At 64.0% G+C, this 20,495-nt stretch carries 14 protein-coding genes and 1 pseudogene; 11 read left to right on the top strand and 4 right to left on the bottom strand.

The window, feature by feature from the left end; translation table 11 throughout:
* The first annotated feature begins 74 nt into the window (after positions 1-74).
* The 3 genes and pseudogenes from BBBF_RS06060 (at position 75) to BBBF_RS06050 (ending at position 4,192) form a co-directional block, all read left to right on the top strand.
* Complete coding sequence (locus BBBF_RS06060) at positions 75-1,259, top strand: MalY/PatB family protein (RefSeq protein WP_013363642.1); 1,185 nt, start codon at positions 75-77, stop codon at positions 1,257-1,259.
* Positions 1,260-1,930: 671 nt separating this feature from the next.
* Positions 1,931-3,181, top strand: a pseudogene (locus BBBF_RS06055) (Na+/H+ antiporter NhaA); the annotation flags it as partial.
* Positions 3,182-3,250: 69 nt separating this feature from the next.
* A complete protein-coding gene (locus BBBF_RS06050) occupies positions 3,251-4,192 on the top strand; it encodes an LOG family protein (RefSeq protein ID WP_003813650.1) in 942 nt (313 codons plus the stop codon).
* On the opposite strand, the gene BBBF_RS06045 is transcribed toward BBBF_RS06050, so the two are convergent.
* Together BBBF_RS06045 and BBBF_RS06040 are read right to left on the bottom strand one after the other, a co-directional pair.
* The gene (locus BBBF_RS06045; RefSeq protein ID WP_014760389.1) at positions 4,189-4,860 is read right to left on the bottom strand and encodes an O-methyltransferase; all 672 of its coding nucleotides are present in this window, start codon (positions 4,858-4,860) and stop codon (positions 4,189-4,191) included. The two genes, BBBF_RS06050 and BBBF_RS06045, sit on opposite strands and share 4 nt — an antisense overlap.
* 45 nt (positions 4,861-4,905) lie before the next feature.
* The gene (locus BBBF_RS06040) at positions 4,906-5,877 is read right to left on the bottom strand and encodes a succinate dehydrogenase/fumarate reductase iron-sulfur subunit (RefSeq protein WP_033510053.1); all 972 of its coding nucleotides are present in this window, start codon (positions 5,875-5,877) and stop codon (positions 4,906-4,908) included.
* A 308-nt stretch (positions 5,878-6,185) separates the two neighbouring features.
* Between BBBF_RS06040 and BBBF_RS06035 the strand changes: the two genes are divergently transcribed.
* From BBBF_RS06035 to BBBF_RS06025, 3 genes are read left to right on the top strand one after another with little or no spacing between them, the layout of a single operon-like run.
* Positions 6,186-6,572, top strand: a complete 387-nt coding sequence (locus BBBF_RS06035; RefSeq protein ID WP_171023370.1) for a YraN family protein — start codon at positions 6,186-6,188, stop codon at positions 6,570-6,572.
* The gene (locus BBBF_RS06030) at positions 6,572-8,101 is read left to right on the top strand and encodes a YifB family Mg chelatase-like AAA ATPase (protein ID WP_003813643.1); all 1,530 of its coding nucleotides are present in this window, start codon (positions 6,572-6,574) and stop codon (positions 8,099-8,101) included. Before BBBF_RS06035 ends, BBBF_RS06030 begins: the two co-directional genes overlap by 1 nt.
* Entirely contained in the window at positions 8,098-9,612 is a 1,515-nt protein-coding gene (locus tag BBBF_RS06025) for a DNA-processing protein DprA (RefSeq protein ID WP_021648571.1), read from the top strand. Before BBBF_RS06030 ends, BBBF_RS06025 begins: the two co-directional genes overlap by 4 nt.
* A gap of 57 nt (positions 9,613-9,669) precedes the next feature.
* Here the strand turns inward: BBBF_RS06025 and BBBF_RS06020 are convergent, their stop codons facing one another.
* Positions 9,670-9,990 carry an MGMT family protein gene (locus BBBF_RS06020; RefSeq protein WP_003813638.1) on the bottom strand — a complete coding sequence of 107 codons (321 nt, stop codon included), beginning with the start codon at positions 9,988-9,990 and terminating at the stop codon, positions 9,670-9,672.
* Positions 9,991-10,192: 202 nt separating this feature from the next.
* Here BBBF_RS06020 and BBBF_RS06015 point away from each other — a divergent pair, with 202 nt between their 5' ends.
* Positions 10,193-12,208 (top strand): FAD-binding protein, encoded by a 2,016-nt coding sequence (locus tag BBBF_RS06015; protein WP_033510039.1) that lies wholly within the window; start codon positions 10,193-10,195, stop codon positions 12,206-12,208.
* 145 nt (positions 12,209-12,353) lie between these two features.
* On the opposite strand, the gene BBBF_RS06010 is transcribed toward BBBF_RS06015, so the two are convergent.
* Complete coding sequence (locus tag BBBF_RS06010; protein ID WP_003813634.1) at positions 12,354-13,229, bottom strand: pyridoxamine kinase; 876 nt, start codon at positions 13,227-13,229, stop codon at positions 12,354-12,356.
* A gap of 254 nt (positions 13,230-13,483) precedes the next feature.
* On the opposite strand from BBBF_RS06010, the gene BBBF_RS06005 reads away from it, so the two are divergent.
* The 4 genes from BBBF_RS06005 to BBBF_RS05990 all read left to right on the top strand — a co-directional run bounded on the left by BBBF_RS06005 (position 13,484) and on the right by BBBF_RS05990 (position 20,292).
* Entirely contained in the window at positions 13,484-14,338 is an 855-nt protein-coding gene (locus BBBF_RS06005; protein ID WP_013390054.1) for a putative ABC transporter permease, read from the top strand.
* A 245-nt stretch (positions 14,339-14,583) separates the two neighbouring features.
* Entirely contained in the window at positions 14,584-15,900 is a 1,317-nt protein-coding gene (locus BBBF_RS06000) for an O-acetylhomoserine aminocarboxypropyltransferase/cysteine synthase family protein (protein WP_013363634.1), read from the top strand.
* Between the two features lie 730 nt (positions 15,901-16,630).
* Positions 16,631-17,557, top strand: a complete 927-nt coding sequence (locus BBBF_RS05995) for an ABC transporter ATP-binding protein (RefSeq protein WP_161788276.1) — start codon at positions 16,631-16,633, stop codon at positions 17,555-17,557.
* A gap of 26 nt (positions 17,558-17,583) precedes the next feature.
* Positions 17,584-20,292 carry an ABC transporter permease gene (locus BBBF_RS05990; RefSeq protein ID WP_021648564.1) on the top strand — a complete coding sequence of 903 codons (2,709 nt, stop codon included), beginning with the start codon at positions 17,584-17,586 and terminating at the stop codon, positions 20,290-20,292.
* The last annotated feature ends 203 nt before the right edge of the window (positions 20,293-20,495 follow it).

The raw sequence follows: 20,495 nt of genomic DNA, 5'->3' as shown, positions 1-20,495 counted from the left end.
AGCAGACAGGCGCAACGAGGAGCATCCGCCCACGACCGTGTTCCGGCGCCATCGAATACATACGAGGAGCAGACGTGTACGATTTCCAGTCCGTGGTCGAACGGCGCGGCACCACATCCATCAAATGGCACATGATCGAGGATGACATGGGTGTGGGAAGCGAGGACGTGATCGCCATGTCCGTTGCCGACATGGAATTCAAGCCGGCTCCGGAAATCGTAGAAGCGCTGGTCGAAGCCGCCCAACATGACATCTTCGGATACGATTACGCGACCGACGGGTATTTCCGCGCGCTGACGGCATGGATGAGTCGTCGGCACAACTGGGACATCGACCCGGCCTGGGTGAGCCTGTCGGACGGGGTCATGCCCGCGGTCAACACCGCACTGCGTGCGGTCACCCATCCCGGCGACAAGGTGATCCTGCAAGGACCCGTCTACTATCCTTTCACCGCCGCCGCGGAGCACAACGGCCTGACCATACTCGACAACCGCCTCATCCTAGGTGACGACGGACGTTACGTCATGGATTTCGATGATCTGGAGGCCAAGGCGTCCGACCCGCGGTGCACGGCGCTGATGCTGTGCAACCCGCACAACCCGGTCGGCCGCGTGTGGAGCGCCGACGAGCTGCGTCGTCTGGGCGACATCTGCATCGCCCACGGCGTGACCATTCTGGCCGATGAGATCCATGCGGACTTCGCCTACCCCGGACACGACGTGACGATGTTCGGCACGCTGGGGGAGCGCTACGCCGGCCACTGCTATGAGTTCACCGCCCCGACCAAGACCTTCAACATCGCCGGCCTGCTGTGCTCCAACGTCATCACCGTCAACCCCGAACTCAAGCGGGCGTTCGACGTGGCGGCGGAGAACATCGCCGGCCTGACCGTCAGCCATTTCGGACTCGTCGCGTGCCAAGCGGCATATGAGCGGGCCGAACCGTGGCTGGATGCGCTCATGGGCGTGCTCGCCGACAACCTTTCGCTGCTGCGCGAGTTCGCGGAACGCACGCCTGGACTTCGGCTCATCGAGCCGGAAGGCACGTATCTGGCATGGCTGGACTGCCGCGGTCTTGGCTTCGGTTCGGCGGACGAGCTGCGCGATTTCATGCGCGACCGCGCTCGAGTGTATTTCGACGAGGGCGTGCTGTTCGGCGAGAACGGAGCTGGATTCGAGCGCGTCAACCTCGCCTGCCCGAAGGCGCTGCTTAAGCAGGTGCTGGACAACATCGCCGTGGCCCTGTCACAGCGCGCCTGATTTCGGCAACCGGGATTGCCTCTCGGCCCGCCGGCGGGGCGAGTCGTGAGGCAAACAGCGGGCGCCCGACATTATCGTCCCCGCTGGCGGAGGGCTGGCATGCGCGGCATGACTGGGGGTGGTTCTCAGTCTGGCGGGACAGTCCATACTCAGTCCCTATCCATCCGTCCGGCTGATTCGCTCCCATCCCGTGTGCCACACCAGGCGAAAAACACCCCAGAATCGCATGGTGTGGCAAAGCACGGGTCGCGGAAACCGCCATTTTCCAATGACCGGTGAATGGGCCCGGAACCGCCCTTGGCCACACCAGCCCCAAAACCCTCAAAAATCGCATGGTGTGGTACAGGCGATAGCCGGATGACGATCGGCGGGGAATCATCCCCACGCCTTTCCCGCGAAAGTCCCATCCGGCGACGAATAGATGGGACTTTCGCCGGATATGGATTGTCCGTCGCCTTCCTCCCCCACTCCTCGCCTACAAGCAGCTCTGCTGTTTCTTCACGGCTCGCCTTTGGCCCCTGTGATTGTGGTCTCGCTTCGCTAGGCTCAGCCCGGGGCGTAGAGTGGGATGGGGGTCTGTAAAATGAGGAGTCGGTCTGATGGCACCGAATCCTGACATGTCAGGCATGCGTCCGCGTCAGGCTGTTCACCTGGTATGGAATTGAGGGTTCATGAATAGCACGGGTAGGGTTTGGGCCAGGATCCGGCGAATCGCCGCGTCCGATCGTATTTCCGGCCTGATTATGCTCGCGTTCGCGTTTGCTGGTCTGGTCCTGGCTAATCTGCCATGGACGTCGCACATGTTCGAGGCGGTGGCGGAGACGCAGCTGGGCATTCCCGGCACCAACATCATCCTGCCGATCGGGCATTGGGCGCAGGATGGCCTGCTGACGATATTCTTCCTCACGGTCGGATTGGATCTCAAACAGGAGCTGACCACCGGTTCGCTCGCCAATCCGAAAGCCGCCGCCGTGCCCATGCTGTGCGCCGTGGGCGGTATGCTGATGCCGCCGGTGCTGTTCATCACGGTCATCTCCCTGTTCTCCCGGTTCGCGCCGCCTGCGCCGGGAATCGTCACCATCCCGACCGGCGCGGATATCCCGTTCGCCGAAGCGGCGCAGGGGTGGGCGATTCCCACAGCGACGGACATCGCCTTCTCGCTGGCGGTGCTTGCGTTGTTCGCCAAGGCGCTGCCCGGTTCGATCCGAGCGTTCCTGATGACGCTTGCCACGGTCGATGACTTGCTGGCGATCATCCTGATCGCGGTGTTCTTCTCGTCGCTCAACGCATGGTACTGGTTCATCGGCATCGCCATATGCGCGGCCATCTGGGCGTTCCTGGCGAGATTGCGCCGCGTCCCATGGCTGCTGGTCGCCGTGATAGGCGTACTGGCATGGGTGATGATGTTCGAGGCCGGCGTGCACCCCACGCTGGCGGGCGTGCTGGTCGGCCTGCTGACGCCGTCGCGTGAAATGCACAGTGAGAAGTCGCCGCGCGCGCAACGCTATGCGAGCAAGCTGCAGCCGTTCTCTTCGCTGCTCGCACTGCCGATATTCGCGCTGTTCGCCACCGGCGTGCACTTCGCCGAGCTGTCCCCGGCGCTGATGCTGTCGCCCGTGGTCATCGGCATCATCGTGGCGCTGGTGATCGGCAAGCCGCTCGGCATCATGATCACGGCATGGCTGTCCACGCACGTGGCTGGGCTGACGATGGCGAAGGGACTGCGCGTGCGCGACATGTTCCCCGCAGCCTGCGCGTGCGGCATCGGCTTCACGGTATCGTTCCTGATCGCCTCTCTGGCCTACACGAACACGGAGCTGTCTGCGGAAGGACGGTTCGGCGTGCTGATGGCATCCCTGATCGCGGCGCTCATCAGCGGCATCCTACTAAGCCGTCAGTCCAAGCGGTTCGAGAAGGAGGAGCTGGAGTCGGTGTCGTAACGGAGCTTCTGCTGGTATGTTGGAGACATCCAAGACAAGGAGTGCGTGATCATGTCGAAAACGGATGCGTCGAAGAAAAGCGGCAAGAAAAAGAAGCTGCGTAAACTGGCCGCGCAGAAGCTCGCCCACGCGGCGGCGAACAACGCGCTGAACGACATCATCGCCGCGGCAGGTGCCGAACGAGGGAAATCATCGGCCGCCGGGCGGCAGACGGGTGACGCGGCGGTACGCGCCGCCGTCTCCGGCGTTCAGCAGGATGCATCGCCGTTGGGCGACACCTATCACCGGGGCCCGGTGATTCTGCGCGGCCCGATGATTCCGAACGACAACACTACGGCCAACCTGCTCAAACCCAATCAGGAGACCGATTGGCTCCACATGGATCCGTGGCGTGTGCTGCGCATCCAATCCGAGTTCGTCGACGGGTTCGGGGCGCTCGCCGAGCTCGGGCCGGCGGTCAGCGTGTTCGGCTCCGCCCGCACGCCGCGCACCGACCCGGACTATAAGGCGGCGCGGCGCATGGGGCGTGGAATCGCAAAGCATGGCGTGGCCGTCATCACCGGGGGAGGGCCGGGCATCATGGAGGCCGCGAACCGTGGTGCGGCGCTTGCCGGCGGCAAATCGGTCGGACTGGGCATCGAACTGCCGCACGAGCAGGGGCTCAACCAATGGGTGAACCTGGGCATGAGCTTCCGCTATTTCTTCGTGCGCAAGACCATGTTCGTCAAATACTCGTCCGGCGTGATCGTATGCCCCGGAGGATTCGGCACATTCGATGAGATGTTCGAGCTGCTGACCCTGGTGCAGACGCACAAGGTCATGTCGATGCCGATCGTCCTGTACGGCACCGAATACTGGCGTGGCCTGTTCGAATGGCTGACATCGACCGTGCAGGATCACGGCATGATCTCGCCGCTCGACCCGAGTCTGGTACTGATCACGGACGACCCCGACGAGGCCGTGGAAGTGGCGGTCAGCCGGATCGCCTCCTAGCGCTTGACGGCGATGAGCAGTCCGGTGCCGGTCGGAGTCAGAGAGGATTCGAAACGGTCGTCGTCCTGAACCATGTCCAGCAATTGCCGCATGACCACCGCCTTGTCGCTGCGGTCAGCGGGATTGGGTACACCGCCGTTCGCCTCGTCGCCCTCGAACGCGAGCATGTCGGTGAACACGATGACGCCGTGCTCCCGGAGCAGCCGCGGCGCCTGGGCAAACGTGTCCAAATAGTTCGCCGCATCGCCGGAGACGACGATCAGGTCGTAATCCGTGCCGTTGAGACGCGGCAGAAACACGTTCACCGGCGCGTTCACCGCGCGCAGCGTCGTTTGTGTCGTGTCGGACAGGGCGAAGAACATCTTGCGGATGAGCGCGATTCCCTGCGTCGAGGAATCCACCGCCGTCAACTGGCCGGTACCGTGCAGCGCATCGACAAGCTGGACGATCTCCACGAGTGAGCCGGAGCCGATGGTGATCACCGAGGTGCTGCGCATCATGCATGCCAGCGTATGCAGCAGCTGCGCCTGAGCTGCGGAACCCTGCGCAAGACCGCACTGGGCGGCCTGTTCGCGCGCGTCCAGCAGCGCTTGCGTCTGCCGGGAATAGGCGTGATCCTCGACGTACTCCCATGCCCTGGCGAGATTCGCATATGAGGTCTTATCCATAAACAATCCCCTGAACCGTTGTCGAATGGTGTCTGTTTCGGTCTGTCAGCGCTCTCGGACGCGGGCGACGATCTGCCACATCTCCTCGCCGACGTCGATGCCGCGGGGACAGTGGCGCGAGCAGGCGCGCACGGATTGGCAAGCGGCCACGCCGTCGGCGGTGTCGATGGCGTCCAGTCGCTCGTCGGTTGCGGTGTCCCTCGAATCGTTCACGAAGCGGGAGGTCGAGATCAGGGCCGCCGGCCCAATGAAGGCGTCGCCGCCGGCGTAGACCGGGCAGGCTCCCTCGCACACGCCACAGGCGATGCAGTTGCTGAGCAGCTCGTATTTCGCCAGCTGCTCTGGCCGCTGAAGGTATTCGAACACGTCAACCTTGCCTTCGCTGGTGGTCGCGAGCACGCCATCGGCCTGCAGATACGGCTTGAGCTTCCTGATCTGGTCGAGCATCGGGTCGATGTCCGCGATCAGATCGCGCTGGACGGGGAATCCCGGCAGCGGTGCCAGTTCGATGATGCCGAGTTCGTGGGATTGCGCGTCTGCGTTGTCTTCGCAAGAGTTTCCTTCGGGAGCGGTCGTGTCCGCGCTCCGCTTATCACCCGCGTCGCCGGTGTGGCGGAATCCCTCGTCATCGGCGAGGGGAATCGGCGTCGCCGGTTTCGCCCAGTCGCCGACGGTCGCGGTGCACAGGAGCGTCGGCGTGCCGTTGATCGCCACCGCGTCGGAACCGCACATGCCATGCCCGCACGAATAACGGAACGCCAGGGTCGGATCCACGGTGCGCTTGATCTTCAGCAGACAGTCCAGCACCGTATCCTCCCGGCGAACCGGCAGAGTGTACTCCTGAACCCACTGCTTGCCGCGGGGACGCCGACGCGCCGAAGCGGAGGCGCCGCCGAATGGCGAGCTTTTCTTGGCGAAGGGGCTGCCGGAGCGGGCCGGGCGATCACGCTCGGGACGCGGCGTGAACCTGTTCACCCGCAAGGTCACCGTGGCCAGCGCGTCACTTGAGCCGCTCATATATATGCCTCCTGAAGTCAAAGAATCGTCAACCAGTTTGCCATAAGGCATGGCCTTGGCGGGCGCGCCCATGCCTCGGTTCCGCGCACGGAATCGTCGTCGTGCCGACGATGTGGATAAGTGGATATTCGTCCACATTCCATCCACAACACGCCGAAGGGCAAGCCTTCGACCACATTGGCCGAAAACCATGTGGTCGAAGGCGGTTTTATGGTGCACTGATGGTCATGGACACCTGTTTGACAAGCCGAGCGGAACACGCAGGCGCTACGACCGATCATGATCCTCCCGTGGCGGGGCTGAGCGATATGCTGTGCCGGCTGTGCGACGGCTCGCTCAAACCCAAGCAGCTGGGGGTGCTGGGGGAGCAATATGCGGCGGATTGGCTGGAACGGCACGGATACACGATTCTGGGGCGCAACTGGCATTCGCGGTACGGGGAGCTCGACATCGTCATGATGACGCCCGACCGCGTCATCGCGTTCGTCGAGGTCAAGACCAGGCGGACCGACCATTTCGGCATGCCGCAGGAGGCCGTCACTCTGCACAAGCAGACGAATCTCAGACGCGCCGGCGTGCAGTGGCTGCTCGAGCCGGACCACCGCATCAGGCATACGGGGGTGCGGTTCGACGTGCTCACCATCGTCGCGCGTGCGGGCATGGTGTCGGTGCACCACATACCGGGGGCGTTCTGATGGCTATCGGCGGTTCCCTTTCGGTCGGCCTGATTGGTCTCAAGGCCTTCATCATCCAGATTCAGGCGTTCATCTCGCCCGGTCTGCCGTATTTCAGCGTCATCGGCCTGCCGGACGCCTCGCTCAGCGAATCGCGGGAACGGGTCAAATCCGCCTGTCAGGCGAGCGGGTTCAAATGGCCTGACACCCGCGTCACCGTCAACATGTCTCCCGCGTCGATGCCCAAGCGGGGCGCCTCGCACGACCTCGCCATCGCGGCCGGCGTGCTGAGCGCGGCGGGGGCGATTCCGCACGACAGCCTGGAGGAGACGATCGTTCTGGGGGAGGTGAACCTCGACGGCACCGTGCTGCCGATCCATGGTCTGCTGCCGATCATGCTGCATGCCAAGGAGCGGGGGATACGGCGACTGATCGTGCCTTACGGCAACGAGGACGAGTCCCGCCTGGTGCCGCAGATGGACGTGACCTGCGTCCGTCATGTGGGCGAACTCATCGAGCTGGCGGGAGGCCGAGCGTCGTATACGCTTGGCGTCGACCGGGCGACGGTCTCGTGCACGGTCGAGGACACGCCGGCCTTCAGCGGATTGGGCGACATGAGCGAGGTGGTCGGCCAGGATCATGTCAAGTGGGCGTTGCAGGTGGCGGCGGCCGGGAAACACCATCTGCTGATGACCGGCCCGCCGGGCTCGGGCAAGACGATGTTGGCCTCCAGGATGCCGAGCATCATGTGCCCGCTTACGCCGGAGGAACAGCTCGAAGTGGCGTCGATACGCTCCCTGTGCGGCACGCTGCAGCATTATGGCATCTCCGATATGCCGCCCTTCGAGGCGCCTCACCATACGGCGTCGACCGCGTCGCTGGTGGGTGGCGGATCAGGGCTTGCGATGCCGGGGGCGATTACGCGCGCCCACCGCGGGATCCTGTTCATGGACGAGGCCCCTGAATTCTCCGCGAGGACGCTGCAGACGCTGCGCGAGCCGATGGAATCCGGGTACGTGGCCCTGTCTCGCACGAAGGGGACGACCTACTATCCGGCGATGTTCCAGATGGTCATGGCAGCCAACCCGTGCCCGTGCGGTTACGCCTACGGCAACGGGGAGCGCTGCGTGTGCAAGGAGAAGGACCGTATCCGGTATTTCGCCAGACTGTCCGGTCCGATTCTCGACCGGATTGACATTCAGGTGGAGGTGCCGCCGGTCCCGTGCATAGCCTCGGCGCCGACCCGCGATTCGATTGGCAGCCACGTCATGCAGCAGCAGGTGATCGCGGCGCGGGCGGCGGCCGGCGAACGGTATTCCAAATACGGGTGGGGCTGCAACGCCGAAGTGCCGGGGTCGTGGATGCGCGCCAACACGTCGGTGAAGGCGCTGGAACTCGCCAACAGGGCGCTGGCGTCGCATCGGCTGAGCCTGCGTGGAGTGGATCGGGCCATGCGACTGGCATGGACGCTGGCCGATCTGGCGGGCAAAACGTCGCCGGGGCCGGACGAGATGTCGCAAGGCATCATGTTGAGAGCGAGGATGTCATGACTGTATGCGAGTCGGATAGCGGCCTTTGCTGGGACCTTGACGAGGAGACGCTCGCTCGGGCCATCCTGACTTTCTGCCTCAATACCGCAGACGCGCTGATGACCGCGCTCCTCAAGGGCACGGCCGATGCGTGGGAAGCGCTCACCCTCATCCGGGACAGCGACCCGGAACTGCGCACGTCGGCCGGCGCGGGGAAGGTCATCGAGCAGGCGTTCTGCATCGGCATGACCCGATGGGGGAGCAAGCCCACGCCGCAGGCGGTGCGTTCGTTTCGCTCCGCGTTGGCGACATGGCAGCAGCGATTGCGAACTCTCCCCACGTGGGACAGGGATTATCTCTGCGGCTGGTTCACCATGGAGGGGAGGCAATGGATCATCGCGCCGCATGACGTATGGTGGCCCACCCGTCTCAACGACCTGGCGTTGCTGGGTCGTTGCGCGCCCCCGCTGTGCCTGTGGGGCAGTGGCGATCGCGCGGCATTGACCAGTTGCCCGCAGCCCGTCGGCATCGTTGGCTCGCGCGGCGTCAACGAGTATGGGCGCCGACTGACGACGGACATAGCCGTGCATGCCGCGCAAGCCGGGCATCTGGTGGTTTCAGGGGGAGCCATGGGGGCGGACGCCGCCGCCCATAGGGGAGCATTGGACGCGATGCGGGCGTACGGCATCGGACGGGCCGGGCGCACGGTGGCCGTGTTCGCCGGAGGCCTCAACCATGCCGGTCCGCAGTGCAACAGCGAGTTGTTCGACGGGATTGCGGAAAACGGGGGAGCACTGGTCAGCGAACTGTGCCCGGGAACCATTCCGGAGGCGAGGCGGTTCCTGTCGCGCAACCGCATCATAGCCGCGCTTTCGTCAACGCTGGTGGTCACTCAGGCGAGACTGCGTTCAGGGGCGCTGAACACCGTGAACTGGGGAAGCGAACTGCAGCGGGACATCCATGCGGTGCCCGGCAACATTGACATGCCGGGCAACGGCGGCTGCAACCGGCTCATTCAGGAGCACCGGGCCACCATCGTGTGCTCCGTCGACGACATGGATGACGTCTGGCATGCCCCGCATCCGCCGGAGTCGTTCCACGACGTGGCCACTCAACGGAAAGACGGCTCGGACTGCGATGTCGGGACGCCTCGTGATGCCGGCATATTGCGCGACAGCAGCCCATCGGGCGGCAACAGGTCATCGGCGATGACCGAGAGCCAGCGGGCGATCATCGATGCCATCCGATGGTGCCGTCGCCGGCGGATAGCCCCGACCGCGCAATCCGTCGCCGAACAGCTGCGCACCCGGTCAGGTGAAAAAGGCCTTGAGACGGGCGCGACGGAAGGGAAGCCAACGGAAGGGAAGTCAACGGAAGGAAAGGGAGCGGATGCGGTGCCGGAACGCGGCATGCATGAGTTGGTCGCCCATGTGCTCTCGCAATTGGGGGCGATGGAGCTCATCGGACTGATAACCGTCGAGAACGGTCGCATCTCCATCGTTCCGGAAACCGGAGGGAGACGGAGATCATGATGATGATACTCACTCGTGGCGGAGGGTACAGGCGAAAGCATGGTGCCTTGGCGTGCGTTACGCCTGCCATTGGCATCGTGCCAGGTCGACACGCCATCCACCGTCACCGGCATTGTCGTGACCCGCCCGCGGCGGGATGAACGGCACACCCTCCTCTTCGAGCATCGCGCGCTGCCGCTCCGGGCCGCCGAACGCGAAGCCGGGCGCCAGCGAACCGTCACGGAACACGACGCGATGGCAGGGAATCACGCCGGGTTCGGGATTGGCGTGCAGCGCGAAGCCGACGAACCTCGCATTGCGTGGGCGGCCGGCCAGCGTCGCGACCTGGCCGTAGGTCGCGACCGCTCCGCGCGGGATCCGCCGGACGATGTCATACACCGCACTGTTGAACGATGTCGCACTGTTGGACGACGCTGTGCTGCCGGATGACGCTGTGCCGTTGGATGTTGCCGCATTGCCGGGCGTCGCCGTGTTGCCGGGCGTTGTCGTGCTGTCGGATATTTCTTCCATGAACGGTATTATCCGCCGTGCCCCCGTCACGTGCGCGGCGAACGTCAGCCCTTGTGCGACAATCTTGGATATGAGTCCGAAACATGTGGAAGAAATGTATGACGCGGTGATCGTCGGCGCCGGGGCGGCCGGCCTGTCGGCGGCGCTGGGGCTGATGCACTCCCCTGACATCGAACAGTTGAAGGAGTCCGGCATCGAGCCGAAGGTCCTGGTGATATCCAAACTGCAGCCGTTGCGCTCGCACACCGGTTCAGCGGAGGGCGGCATCGCGGCGAGTCTGGGCAATGTGGAACAGGACGATTGGCATTGGCATTACTACGACACCGTCAAGGGCGGCGACTGGCTGGTTGATCAGGATGCGGCCAAGCTGCTCGCCGAGTACGCCCCGCAGACCGTGATCAACCTGGAGCGTATGGGCGTGGCGTTCTCCCGCACCGATGACGGCCACATCGCGCAGCGACGGTTCGGTGGCCACACCGCGGATTTCGGCAAGATGCCCGTGCGCAGGGCGGCATATGCGGCGGACCGCATCGGCCATCAGATCCTGCACTCGCTGTGGCAGCAGTGCGTCGCGGCCGGCATCGAATTCGCCGAGGAATGGTACGTGACCGATGTGGTGCTTGACAAGTCGGGGAGCGCCGTTGCGGGCGTGGTCGCCTATGACACGCACGCCGGCGTCACCCACGCAATTCATGCGCACAACGTGATGTTCGCCACCGGCGGTGCAGGACGACTGTTCCACACCACGTCGAATTCATGGGATCTGACCGGCGACGGCATGGCCTTGGCGTTGTCCGCCGGACTCCAGCTGGAAGACATCGAATTCGTCCAATTCCATCCGACGGGTCTCGCGCACACGGGCATACTCCTGTCGGAGGCCGCCCGTGCGGAGGGCGGCGTGCTGCGCAACGCCGACGGTGAGGCGTTCATGGAACGTTATGCGCCGGAGCATCGCGACCTCGCCGCGCGTGACGTGGTGAGCCGTTCGATCATGGCCGAGATCGACGGCGGACGCGGCGTCGCGGACCCGAAAGACCCGGACGGTCCGAAGGACTGCGTGTGGCTCGATATGACTGGCATCGATCCGGATCATATGAATGCGGTGCTGCCGCAGGTGGTGGAGACCATCAAGGCGTACGCGAACCTCGATCCGGCCAAGGACATGGTGCCGGTCAAACCGACCGCGCATTACACGATGGGTGGCATCCCGATCACCACGGATGGAGAGGTGTATCGCTGGGCGGAGTCAGGGAGCCAGAACGGCGACGCCGATTCCGGTACCCGCACGGTCGTGGAAGGCTTGTTCGCCGCGGGCGAATGCTCGTGCGTGTCGGTGCATGGGGCGAACCGTCTGGGCGGCAACTCGCTGCTCGACGCATGCCTGTTCGGCACGCGCGCAGGTGAGTCGCTGGCGGCCCGCATCGCACAGTCGCCGGTCGACGACCCGATGCGCGGCGCCGATGCGGATGACGGTCCCGCCGAGGCGGCAGCCGCGCTGGTGGACGACGTCGCCCGTTCGCGCAAGCAGGATGTCGCCACGATGCTTGCGGGCAGACCGGACGCGGACGATGACGCGGCAGACGATACGTCTGACGGTATGCCGCAGGCAGCGGAGCTCGGCGGCTCAGATGCTTCCGCGCAGCCCGGTTCCGAGGAGGACAACCCGTATCGGCTCGCCGCCGATCTGGGAACGCTGATGGAACATGCGCTGGCGGTGCGTTGCGACGCCCGTTCCATCAGCGAGGCCCTGAACCTGCTCGATACTGTGATCCGTCCCCGCGCCAGCCGTCTCACGGCGCATTCGGAGACGCCCGCGTTCAATCAGGAGATAACCGCGATCTGGGAGGTACGGCACCTGACACTGCTCGCCGAAGCCATGCTGCGCGCATCCGAGGCGCGCCACGAATCGCGCGGTTCCCTGCAAAGGCTCGATTATCCGGCGCGTGACGACGAACGTTTCCTCGCACATTCGATGATCGGGATGGCCGATGCCGCCGATGCCGAGGCTTCATCGGCACCTCACGACTCCATCCTGTGGCAGTCCGTGCACATCAATGACTTCCCGCCCAAGACGCGCGAATACTGAGAGCTGCGATACGGGAGTGGCCTGACGTCTTCCCCTCAGGCCGGATTCCTTGGTCCCGAGTCAGAGTGGTTCTGATACAAAACTGCGCCGAAGGCCCAGCCAGGGCTTCGGCGCAGTTCCGTTTTGCCGGCTTTGCGGCACGGTCTCACTTCACCAGCGAAGTGAGCTCACCGAGATCGAGCTCGAAACTGACCCCACGCTCCTCGAAATGCGGCTGATTGCGGGTGCTTTCCATTGCATGACGTACGAATTCGCCCGCGATCCGAGCCGATTCGGCCAGGCCACGGCCGGCCATCACCGCACCGCACAGTGCGGACGCGAAAGCGTCACCCGTACCGTGGATCATGTACGGCAGCTTGTCGTGCACAAGCTCGACCTTCTCGGCAGCGCCCTTTTCGGCGCTCGCCACGTAGTTGATGATCTTGCCGTCACCGTGGTCGATGCCCTTGAGCACCACGTTCTTGGCACCGAGTCCCAGCAGCGCGTCCAGCAGTTCGGTCACGGCAGCGTCATCGAGATCCTGCCCGGGGTAGTCGCGCTTGGTCAGGATGCTCGCTTCGGTCAGGTTCGGCATCAGCACGTCCGCGCCGTCCGCCAGAGCCCCCATCGCCTCGCACAGTTCCGGCGTGTACGTCGGGTACATCTGCCCGGCGTCGCCCATAACCGGGTCGACCAGCCGCAGCGCGGACGGATATTCGCGGTACAGGCGCTGGATGATGGACACCTGGTCGGGGGAGCCGAGGAAGCCGCTGTACACGCCGTCCAGTTCGACGTTCTCCTTGCGCCAGGCATCCAGATATCCGGAGAGAATGTCCGTCGTGTCATGGAACGTGAACACGGCGTACTTGGTGTGTGCGGAGAACAGGGCCGTCGGCACCGGGCACACGTCGCAGCCGGCCGCCGACAGGATCGGGATCGCCGCGGTCAGCGAGCACTTGCCATACCCGCACATGTCGTGCACGGCGGCCACGCGCGGAATGTAATGTGGGTCGCGGTCATACAGCGTCACATCATCGGTCATTCGGAAACACCCCTTACTGGTAGGCAATGACGATACACAACAGAGACTAGCATCGTCGGGCGCACACCGCGTAACGCGGTCCCGCCCAGCGCGCCACCGGTGGCGGGCGGCCGGGAAGTGCCACCTGCATCGTATCGACGGCATGGGAGCGGAAGCCGGAACGTGACGCCTCGCGCTAGAGTTGTCTGATACACGTGACGACGGGACGAAGCCCGATGCGGCGGTTCCGTCCGCATGATAGCAAGGAGGATGCCATGACGCCCATGGATGTTCTGATTGTCGTGGAACGCTTCTTCCTGTATTGGCTGGCGTACTCGTTCGCGGGATGGGTGTGGGAGACCGGCCTGAGCGTCGTGCTGCGCAAGCGGTTCGAGGATCGGGGTATGCTCAACGGGCCGATATGCCCGATCTACGGGTTCGGCGGTCTGCTGGTCGTCGTGCTGCTGCATGACGTGAACAATCCGCTGTCGCTGTTCCTGTCCAGCGGCGTGCTCGCATGCACGCTGGAATATGCGTCGAGCTGGGCGATCGAGAAACTGTACCACATGCGTTTCTGGGATTATTCCGGCAAGCCGTTCAACATCAACGGGCGCGTGTATCTCAACGGGTTCCTGGCGTTCGGCGCGGGGGCGACGTGCATCAAACTGGTGGTCCAGCCGTGGATGTCCGACATCGTCCGGTCCTGGCCGATATGGCTGCTTCACGCCGTCGCGGGACTGTCGTTCGTCGTGGTGGTAATCGATGCGGCCATCACCCAGGCCGGTCTGCGCAGTCTCGACTCGCGTCTGGCGAAGGTCAGCGAGGGCATCAAGGCGCTCAAATCGCAGCAGATCAGACAGATCGACACACGCATCAGCGAGGCCGACGAGCAGTGGCGCGAAACGTCCGCCAAACTGCGCGGGCAGGCGGAGCAGGCGTATGACCGGTTCGCGGCCGGAGCCCAGCAGGGCATTCGTGCGGCATCCAGACCGGTTGCGGATGCCGGCGAGCTGGTCCGTCGCTCGCTCAACCGCCAGCAGCGCCGTCTGATCCGCACGTTCCCGAAGATGGTATCCCTGCGCGACCTGACCATCACCGACATGATCCGTGACCTGTGGAACCGGCTCTGACGGCAGCGGCGTGTCGCATCGTGGATAGTCGGTTTTAGGGCTCCTGTTACGACCTGCGACACCAATGATGCCAACGGCTTTTAAAGGGTTATAGGCAACCGCGATAACGCCGGACTTGCGATGCCGCATCCATGTGCCCTATGGTCTAAACCAACACCTCGCCAGACGCTGGAAACCGCCGACGGGTGGCGACAAGAAAGACACGGAAACCACAGCATCCCGACATGGGAAAAGGAGCGACCACCATGACCGAAGCCAACAAGAAGTACCGTTTTGAAACCCTGCAGCTGCACGTCGGCCAGGAGCAGGCCGACCCGGCCACCGACTCCCGCGCAGTGCCGATCTACGCGACCACCAGCTACGTCTTCCACAACTTCGACCACGCCGAGGCCCGCTTCGGACTCGCCGACCCGGGTAACATCTACGGCCGCCTGACCAACTCCACCCAGGGCGTGTTCGAGGATCGCATCGCCGCCCTTGAAGGCGGCACCGCCGGCATCGCGGTCGCCTCGGGCGCCGCGGCCGTCGAGTACGCCGTGCGCAACATCACCCAGTCCGGTGACCACATCGTCTCCTCCAAGAACATCTACGGCGGCACCTTCAACCTGCTCAAGCACACGCTGCCGCGCGACGGCATCACCACCACTTTCGTCGATCCGGAGGTTCCACAGAACTTTGAGGACGCCATTCAGGAGAACACCAAGCTCGTCTACTTCGAGACCTTCGGCAATCCGAACGCCGACCTGCCCGACTTCGAGGCCATCTCCGCAATCGCCCACAAGCATCATCTGCCGGTGATCGTCGACAACACCTTCGCCACCCCGTACCTGTTCCGCCCGCTGGAGCACGGCGCCGACGTCGTGGTCGAGTCCGCGACCAAGTTCATCGGCGGCCACGGCACCACGCTGGGTGGTGTCGTCGTGGAAGGCGGCAACTTCAACTGGGCTGAGGTGCCGGGCAAGTTCCCGACCCTGACCGAGCCGGATCCCTCCTACCACGGTCTGAACTTCTACGAGGCCCTTGGTGGAGCCGCCTTCGTGACCCGCATCCGCGCCATCCTGCTGCGCGACACCGGTGCCACCCTGTCCCCGTTCGCCGCGTTCCTGCTGCTGCAGGGCACCGAGACCCTGTCGCTGCGCGTCGAGCGCCACGTGCAGAACGCGCTGAAGGTTGTCGAGTACCTGCAGACCGTGCCTGAGGTCGAGTCCGTCTCGCACCCGTCCATCGAGGGGCGCCGCGACCACGAGCTGTACAAGAAGTACTTCCCGAACGGCGCCGGCTCCATCTTCACCTTCGACATCAAGGGCGGCAAGGACGCGGCGCGTGTCTTCATCGACAACCTGCACCTGTTCTCTCTGCTGGCGAACGTGGCCGACGTGAAGTCGCTGGTCATCCACCCGGCCTCCACCACGCACTCCCAGGAGACGCTGGAGGAGCTGGAGGATCAGGGCATCCACCAGGGCACCATCCGCCTGTCCATCGGCACCGAGAACATCGAGGACATCCTCGACGACCTCAAGGGCGGCTTCGAGGCGCTGCGCGCCTCCGGACTGGCCAAGTGATGGTCTTGGCTAGATAGCCGCAAGGATTTTCCGCGTCGCCGGTCGGGGAACCGTGACGCGGAACGAGAAGGGGAACCCGTACAAACCCGCGCTGACGTCATGCAGCGCGGGTTTGTTGCATATAGCCCTTGCTGGCTGGGCTGTAGTGAAGCGGGTGGGATGTCGCCGCACAACCACCCTCCGGCGCTTCGCGCCACCTCCCGCCAGCGGGAGGGCGTATGGTCCGATCCTGCTGTTCAGCTCCGTTCCGACCACATTTTGGCATTTTTCGTCTTGAACAGTGATGCAAGCAGGGGGGTTTCGTGCCACGAAACGGTAAAAATCGCTGTTTTCGGCATTTCGTGGCATTCCCTGTGCCACGAAATCGTTTTTAACCGGTTACATGCCGTTTCGGGGCGTGAGGACAAATCTAAGAATCATTGGAAAATGGACGTTTCGCCATTCTCGTTCTCAACACTGTTCTCGCTCATCGTACAATTCTTCTTGCCAGGCATCCCCTATCATCCCCCCGTCATCGCCACGGGCCCGTGCGTTCCCGGCCGAGAGAGGCCGCCGAGCGCAGTGAAACCGCGCACAATGTTCGAGCGCGTAATACTCAAGGATGATGGGCACGATGGCGATTCACCCCGCCGCACGATGCCGGTCCGAGCCCGCCATCCGTATGGTGAAAGTAACGTTCAGGGAAAATCCCTGTATTGATATGGAAGAGGACGTTATGGAACAGCAGATCATGCAGCCGCAGACCAATGCCGGTGCGGCGCAGGAACAGCGGCACCCCATCGCCATCGAGGCGATCGACCTGGTCAAGGACTACGGGCATGGCGAAAACGCGGTGCATGCGCTGCGCGGCGTCAATGTGCGGTTCGAGCAAGGGAGGTTCACCGCGATCATGGGCCCGTCCGGCTCCGGCAAGTCCACGCTCATGCACACGCTCGCCGGACTCGACTCGGCCACGAGCGGTCATATCGTGTTCGACGGCGCCGACATCACCACCATGAACGACAATCAGCTGACCATGCTGCGCCGCCACAAGATCGGCTTCATCTTCCAGAGCTTCAACCTGCTGCCGATGTTCACCGCCGAGCAGAACATCCTCATGCCGTTGACTCTGGCGGGTCAGAAGCCCGACCGTCAGTGGTTCGACATGCTGACGACGACGCTGGGACTCAAGGAACGTCTCACGCACCGGCCGAATGAACTGTCTGGCGGCCAGCAGCAGCGCGTCGCCATCGCGCGTGCGCTCATCACCAAACCGTCGCTGGTGTTCGCCGACGAGCCCACCGGCAACCTCGATTCCGTCTCCAGCGCCGAAGTGCTGAGCTTCCTGAAGCGATCCGTCAAGGAACTTGGGCAGACCGTCATCATGGTCACCCATGACGCCGTCGCCGCATCCTATGCCGATCGTGCGATCGTGTTCGCCGACGGCCAGATCGTCGCCGACGAGCAGCGCCCGACCGCCGAGAGCATGAACCAACTGTTGATGAACGAGCGCGAGCGGGCCACCCAACTGGTCGGCGGGCCGTCCGCGGGCACCACCGTTCCAAGACCGCCGGTGGCGGCCCTCAAGGGGCACACCGAAAAGGCGTCTTTCGTTCCGGGTGCTCCAAGCGTTCCGGGCGCTCCGCAGCACGCCGCCGTCGCCCAGCACCGCCGCTGACCCGCCCACAGCATTAAGGACTTCTCATGTTCTCCATCACCATCAAACTCATGAAAAAAAGCGCGAGGATGCTCATCCCCGCAGGCATAGCCATCCTTATCGGCACGGCGTTCATCGCCGCCACGTTCCTGTTCTCCAACTCCATGGACGACTCGCTGCGCAGGCAGAGGACCGCCCAGCTCGGCGAAGCGAACTACATCGCCACGATGAAAACAAACAGCAACGGCGCGGTCTCCGAAAACGGCTCGGCCGACAGAACCACCGTCGCCGATTTCAACCTCGACCGGATACGCGCCACGAAAGGCGTGAAGGGCGCCCGCATCGACACGTCCGTCAGCGTTTCGATCTCCGCAGCGGGCAAGCGCTCGAACGGATACGCCGTCGGCACGTCAACCGACCGCAAGCTGCTGCCGGTCCGCATCGTCTCCGGCGACCAGCCGGTCGACAACAACGAGGTGGCGTTGCCAAAATCCGTCGCCAAACAACTTGGAGTGGGTGTCGGCGACAAGGTGGACGTTGCTCCGATATCCAACGGCAGCGCTCTGAGCGGCACCGCGGTGCGTGACGTGCGCGTCGTTGGCCTGACCAGCGACCCGTTTGGTGTGTACTCGTTTTACGGTGGCGCTTCGGTGCTGTCGGAGAACGTCGTCGCCGCGGTATACGGCGTGGATGATTTCGACCATATGCAGGCGTACATGCTCCTGCTTGACATCGACGACGCCGACGCCGCTGCCGCGCAGCGGACCGTCGACGAGGTCTCCGGGCTCCTGCCGAAATCCTATGGCGTGGAATCGCGCCGATCGGTCGAGGCGGAGGCCGTCAGGGACCTCAGCTCGAACAACACCAGCTTCCCCACCATATTCCTGCTGAGCTTCGGTGTGCTCGCACTGTTCGTTGCCGCCCTGGTCATCGCCAACACGTTCCAGGTGCTGGTGGCGCAACGCAGGCGCACGCTGGCGTTGCTGCGCACAATCGGCGCGAAGAAGGGCCAGCTGTACACATCCGTACTGATGGAGGCCGGATTGCTTGGCCTGATTGCGTCGGTGCTGGGCATCGGCTTCGGCGTCGGTCTGATCGCGCTGGTCACGAACACGGGCGTAATGGAAATGATGGGAATGCAGGCCAGGCTGATTCTCTCGTGGCAAGCGTTCGTGGTTCCGATCGCATTCGGCCTGATCATGACTGTACTCGCCTCACTCGGCTCCGCACGGTCCGCCACCAGCGTGACGCCGCTTGAGGCCCTGCGCCCGATCGAGCTGACCGATACATCACGCGCCGGAAAGGTCCGCGCCACGATTGGCGTTCTGACGATCATCGCGGGATTGGCACTGGCTGGCGTCGCCGTATGGCAGCTGTCCGGCATGCTGAACGGTCTGGACACCATGGCCAGCGACAATTACAGCAGTGTGCTGCTGATGTCCATCGGCGGGGCCGCGCTGGTGTTCCTCGGGCTCGTACTCACCGCCACGTTCTGGCTGCCGGTGCTGATGCGCGGCGTCGTCGCGCTCGTCTCGATGTGCGGTCCGAGCGCCAAAGTTGCCCACGCCAACATCCAGAAGAACCCGCGTCGCGTCGCCGCCACCGGCACCGCGCTGCTGATCGGCGTGACCCTGGTCGCCACCATCGCCACCGGTGCAGCCAGCGCCAAGCAGACCATGGGGGAGGCGCTCGCGTCCCGGTACAGTGTCGACATGATCGCCACCGGCGACGGCCTGAAGACCAGCGCAGTCAAGGAAGCGGCCCAGGTCAAGGGCGTCGCGGCCACCATGTACGCGCCCACGGCGACGGTGACCGCGGAAGGCGTGAACGGGGGAACGATGTCCCTGCTGCTCGTCGGCGTCAAGAACACCTCCGAACTCGCCGGCGTCATGCACGCCGACCTGAGCGGCGTCACCGTCGGCGACGACACCGTGCTGCTGCCGAAATACCGCGCCACCTCAGGCAAGGAGATCACATTCGGCTCCGATGCGAAGCTGCGGTTCACTGCTGCGGAATCGAATGGCATTGCGGCAAGCACCGAACAAGACGGGTCCGCCAGCGCAAGCTCGACGAACGGAGGCGTTTCCTCATCAATGCGTCTCAAGCCGGTGCAATCCGATTACCGCCGCGTCTCGTCCAACTATGATGCCGTCGCCTTCATCAACACCAGCCATTTCAACAACGGCGACGTCACCGCGACCAGCCACATGCTGCTCATGCGTGTGGATACCCAGTCGGCCGGCGTCTCCCTGAGTGACGTGTTCAACAAGATTCAGGACGTATTTTCGTATGACTCCACCGTGTCCATCACCGGTCCCGTGGCGCAACGCGCACAATGGGAGACCATCATCAACTCGATGCTGATGCTTCTGGTCGCGCTGATCGCCGTCGCGGTGCTCATCGCGCTGATCGGCGTGGCGAACACGCTGAGTCTGTCGGTGATTGAACGCACCCGCGAATCCGCGACATTGCGGGCCATCGGCATGACCCGCGGGCAGCTGCGGCGCTCGCTGGCCGTCGAGGCGCTGCTGCTGTCGCTCGTCGCAGGTGTGGTCGGCGTGGTGCTCGGCACGCTGTTCGGATGGCTGGGGTCGTACATGGTGTTCAGCCTGTACGGCAAGACGGTGTTCCCCTTCGAATGGGGCATGAACGGCATCGTGCTTGTGGTGGCCGCCATCGCAGCCCTGCTCGCCAGCGTGTTCCCGGCCCGTCGCGCAGTCAAGACGCCGCCTGTCGAGGCTCTGGCTGAAGCCTGAGCCTCTTAGGCGGCCTTCGCGGCAAGCCGCTCACTTCACCTACAGACAGTCCACCGGACTGTCTGCTTGACGGTTCAGCCTGTCGAGGCTCTGGCTGAAGCCTGAGCCTCTTAGGCGGCCTTCGCGGCAAGCCGCTCACTTCACCTACAGACAGTCCACCGGACTGTCTGTTTGACGGTTCAGCCTGTCGAGGCTCTGGCTGA

It is taken from the genome of Bifidobacterium bifidum ATCC 29521 = JCM 1255 = DSM 20456, from assembly GCF_001025135.1.
GTDB classification, from domain to species: Bacteria; Actinomycetota; Actinomycetes; order Actinomycetales; family Bifidobacteriaceae; genus Bifidobacterium; species Bifidobacterium bifidum.
The sequence above is the reverse complement of the archived record's forward strand: the minus strand, read 5'-3'. Positions and strand labels throughout refer to the sequence as shown.

Coding starts and splice junctions, on each gene's coding strand:
- BBBF_RS06005 (WP_013390054.1), top strand. CDS start 13,484: ATGACGCCCATGGATGTTCTGATTGTCGTGGAACGCTTCTTCCTGTAT.
- BBBF_RS06035 (WP_171023370.1), top strand. CDS start 6,186: ATGCTGTGCCGGCTGTGCGACGGCTCGCTCAAACCCAAGCAGCTGGGG.
- BBBF_RS06040 (WP_033510053.1), bottom strand. CDS start 5,877: ATGAGCGGCTCAAGTGACGCGCTGGCCACGGTGACCTTGCGGGTGAAC.
- BBBF_RS06015 (WP_033510039.1), top strand. CDS start 10,193: ATGAGTCCGAAACATGTGGAAGAAATGTATGACGCGGTGATCGTCGGC.
- BBBF_RS06030 (WP_003813643.1), top strand. CDS start 6,572: ATGGCTATCGGCGGTTCCCTTTCGGTCGGCCTGATTGGTCTCAAGGCC.
- BBBF_RS06010 (WP_003813634.1), bottom strand. CDS start 13,229: ATGACCGATGATGTGACGCTGTATGACCGCGACCCACATTACATTCCG.
- BBBF_RS06025 (WP_021648571.1), top strand. CDS start 8,098: ATGACTGTATGCGAGTCGGATAGCGGCCTTTGCTGGGACCTTGACGAG.
- BBBF_RS06045 (WP_014760389.1), bottom strand. CDS start 4,860: ATGGATAAGACCTCATATGCGAATCTCGCCAGGGCATGGGAGTACGTC.
- BBBF_RS06000 (WP_013363634.1), top strand. CDS start 14,584: ATGACCGAAGCCAACAAGAAGTACCGTTTTGAAACCCTGCAGCTGCAC.
- BBBF_RS06050 (WP_003813650.1), top strand. CDS start 3,251: ATGTCGAAAACGGATGCGTCGAAGAAAAGCGGCAAGAAAAAGAAGCTG.
- BBBF_RS05995 (WP_161788276.1), top strand. CDS start 16,631: ATGCAGCCGCAGACCAATGCCGGTGCGGCGCAGGAACAGCGGCACCCC.
- BBBF_RS05990 (WP_021648564.1), top strand. CDS start 17,584: ATGTTCTCCATCACCATCAAACTCATGAAAAAAAGCGCGAGGATGCTC.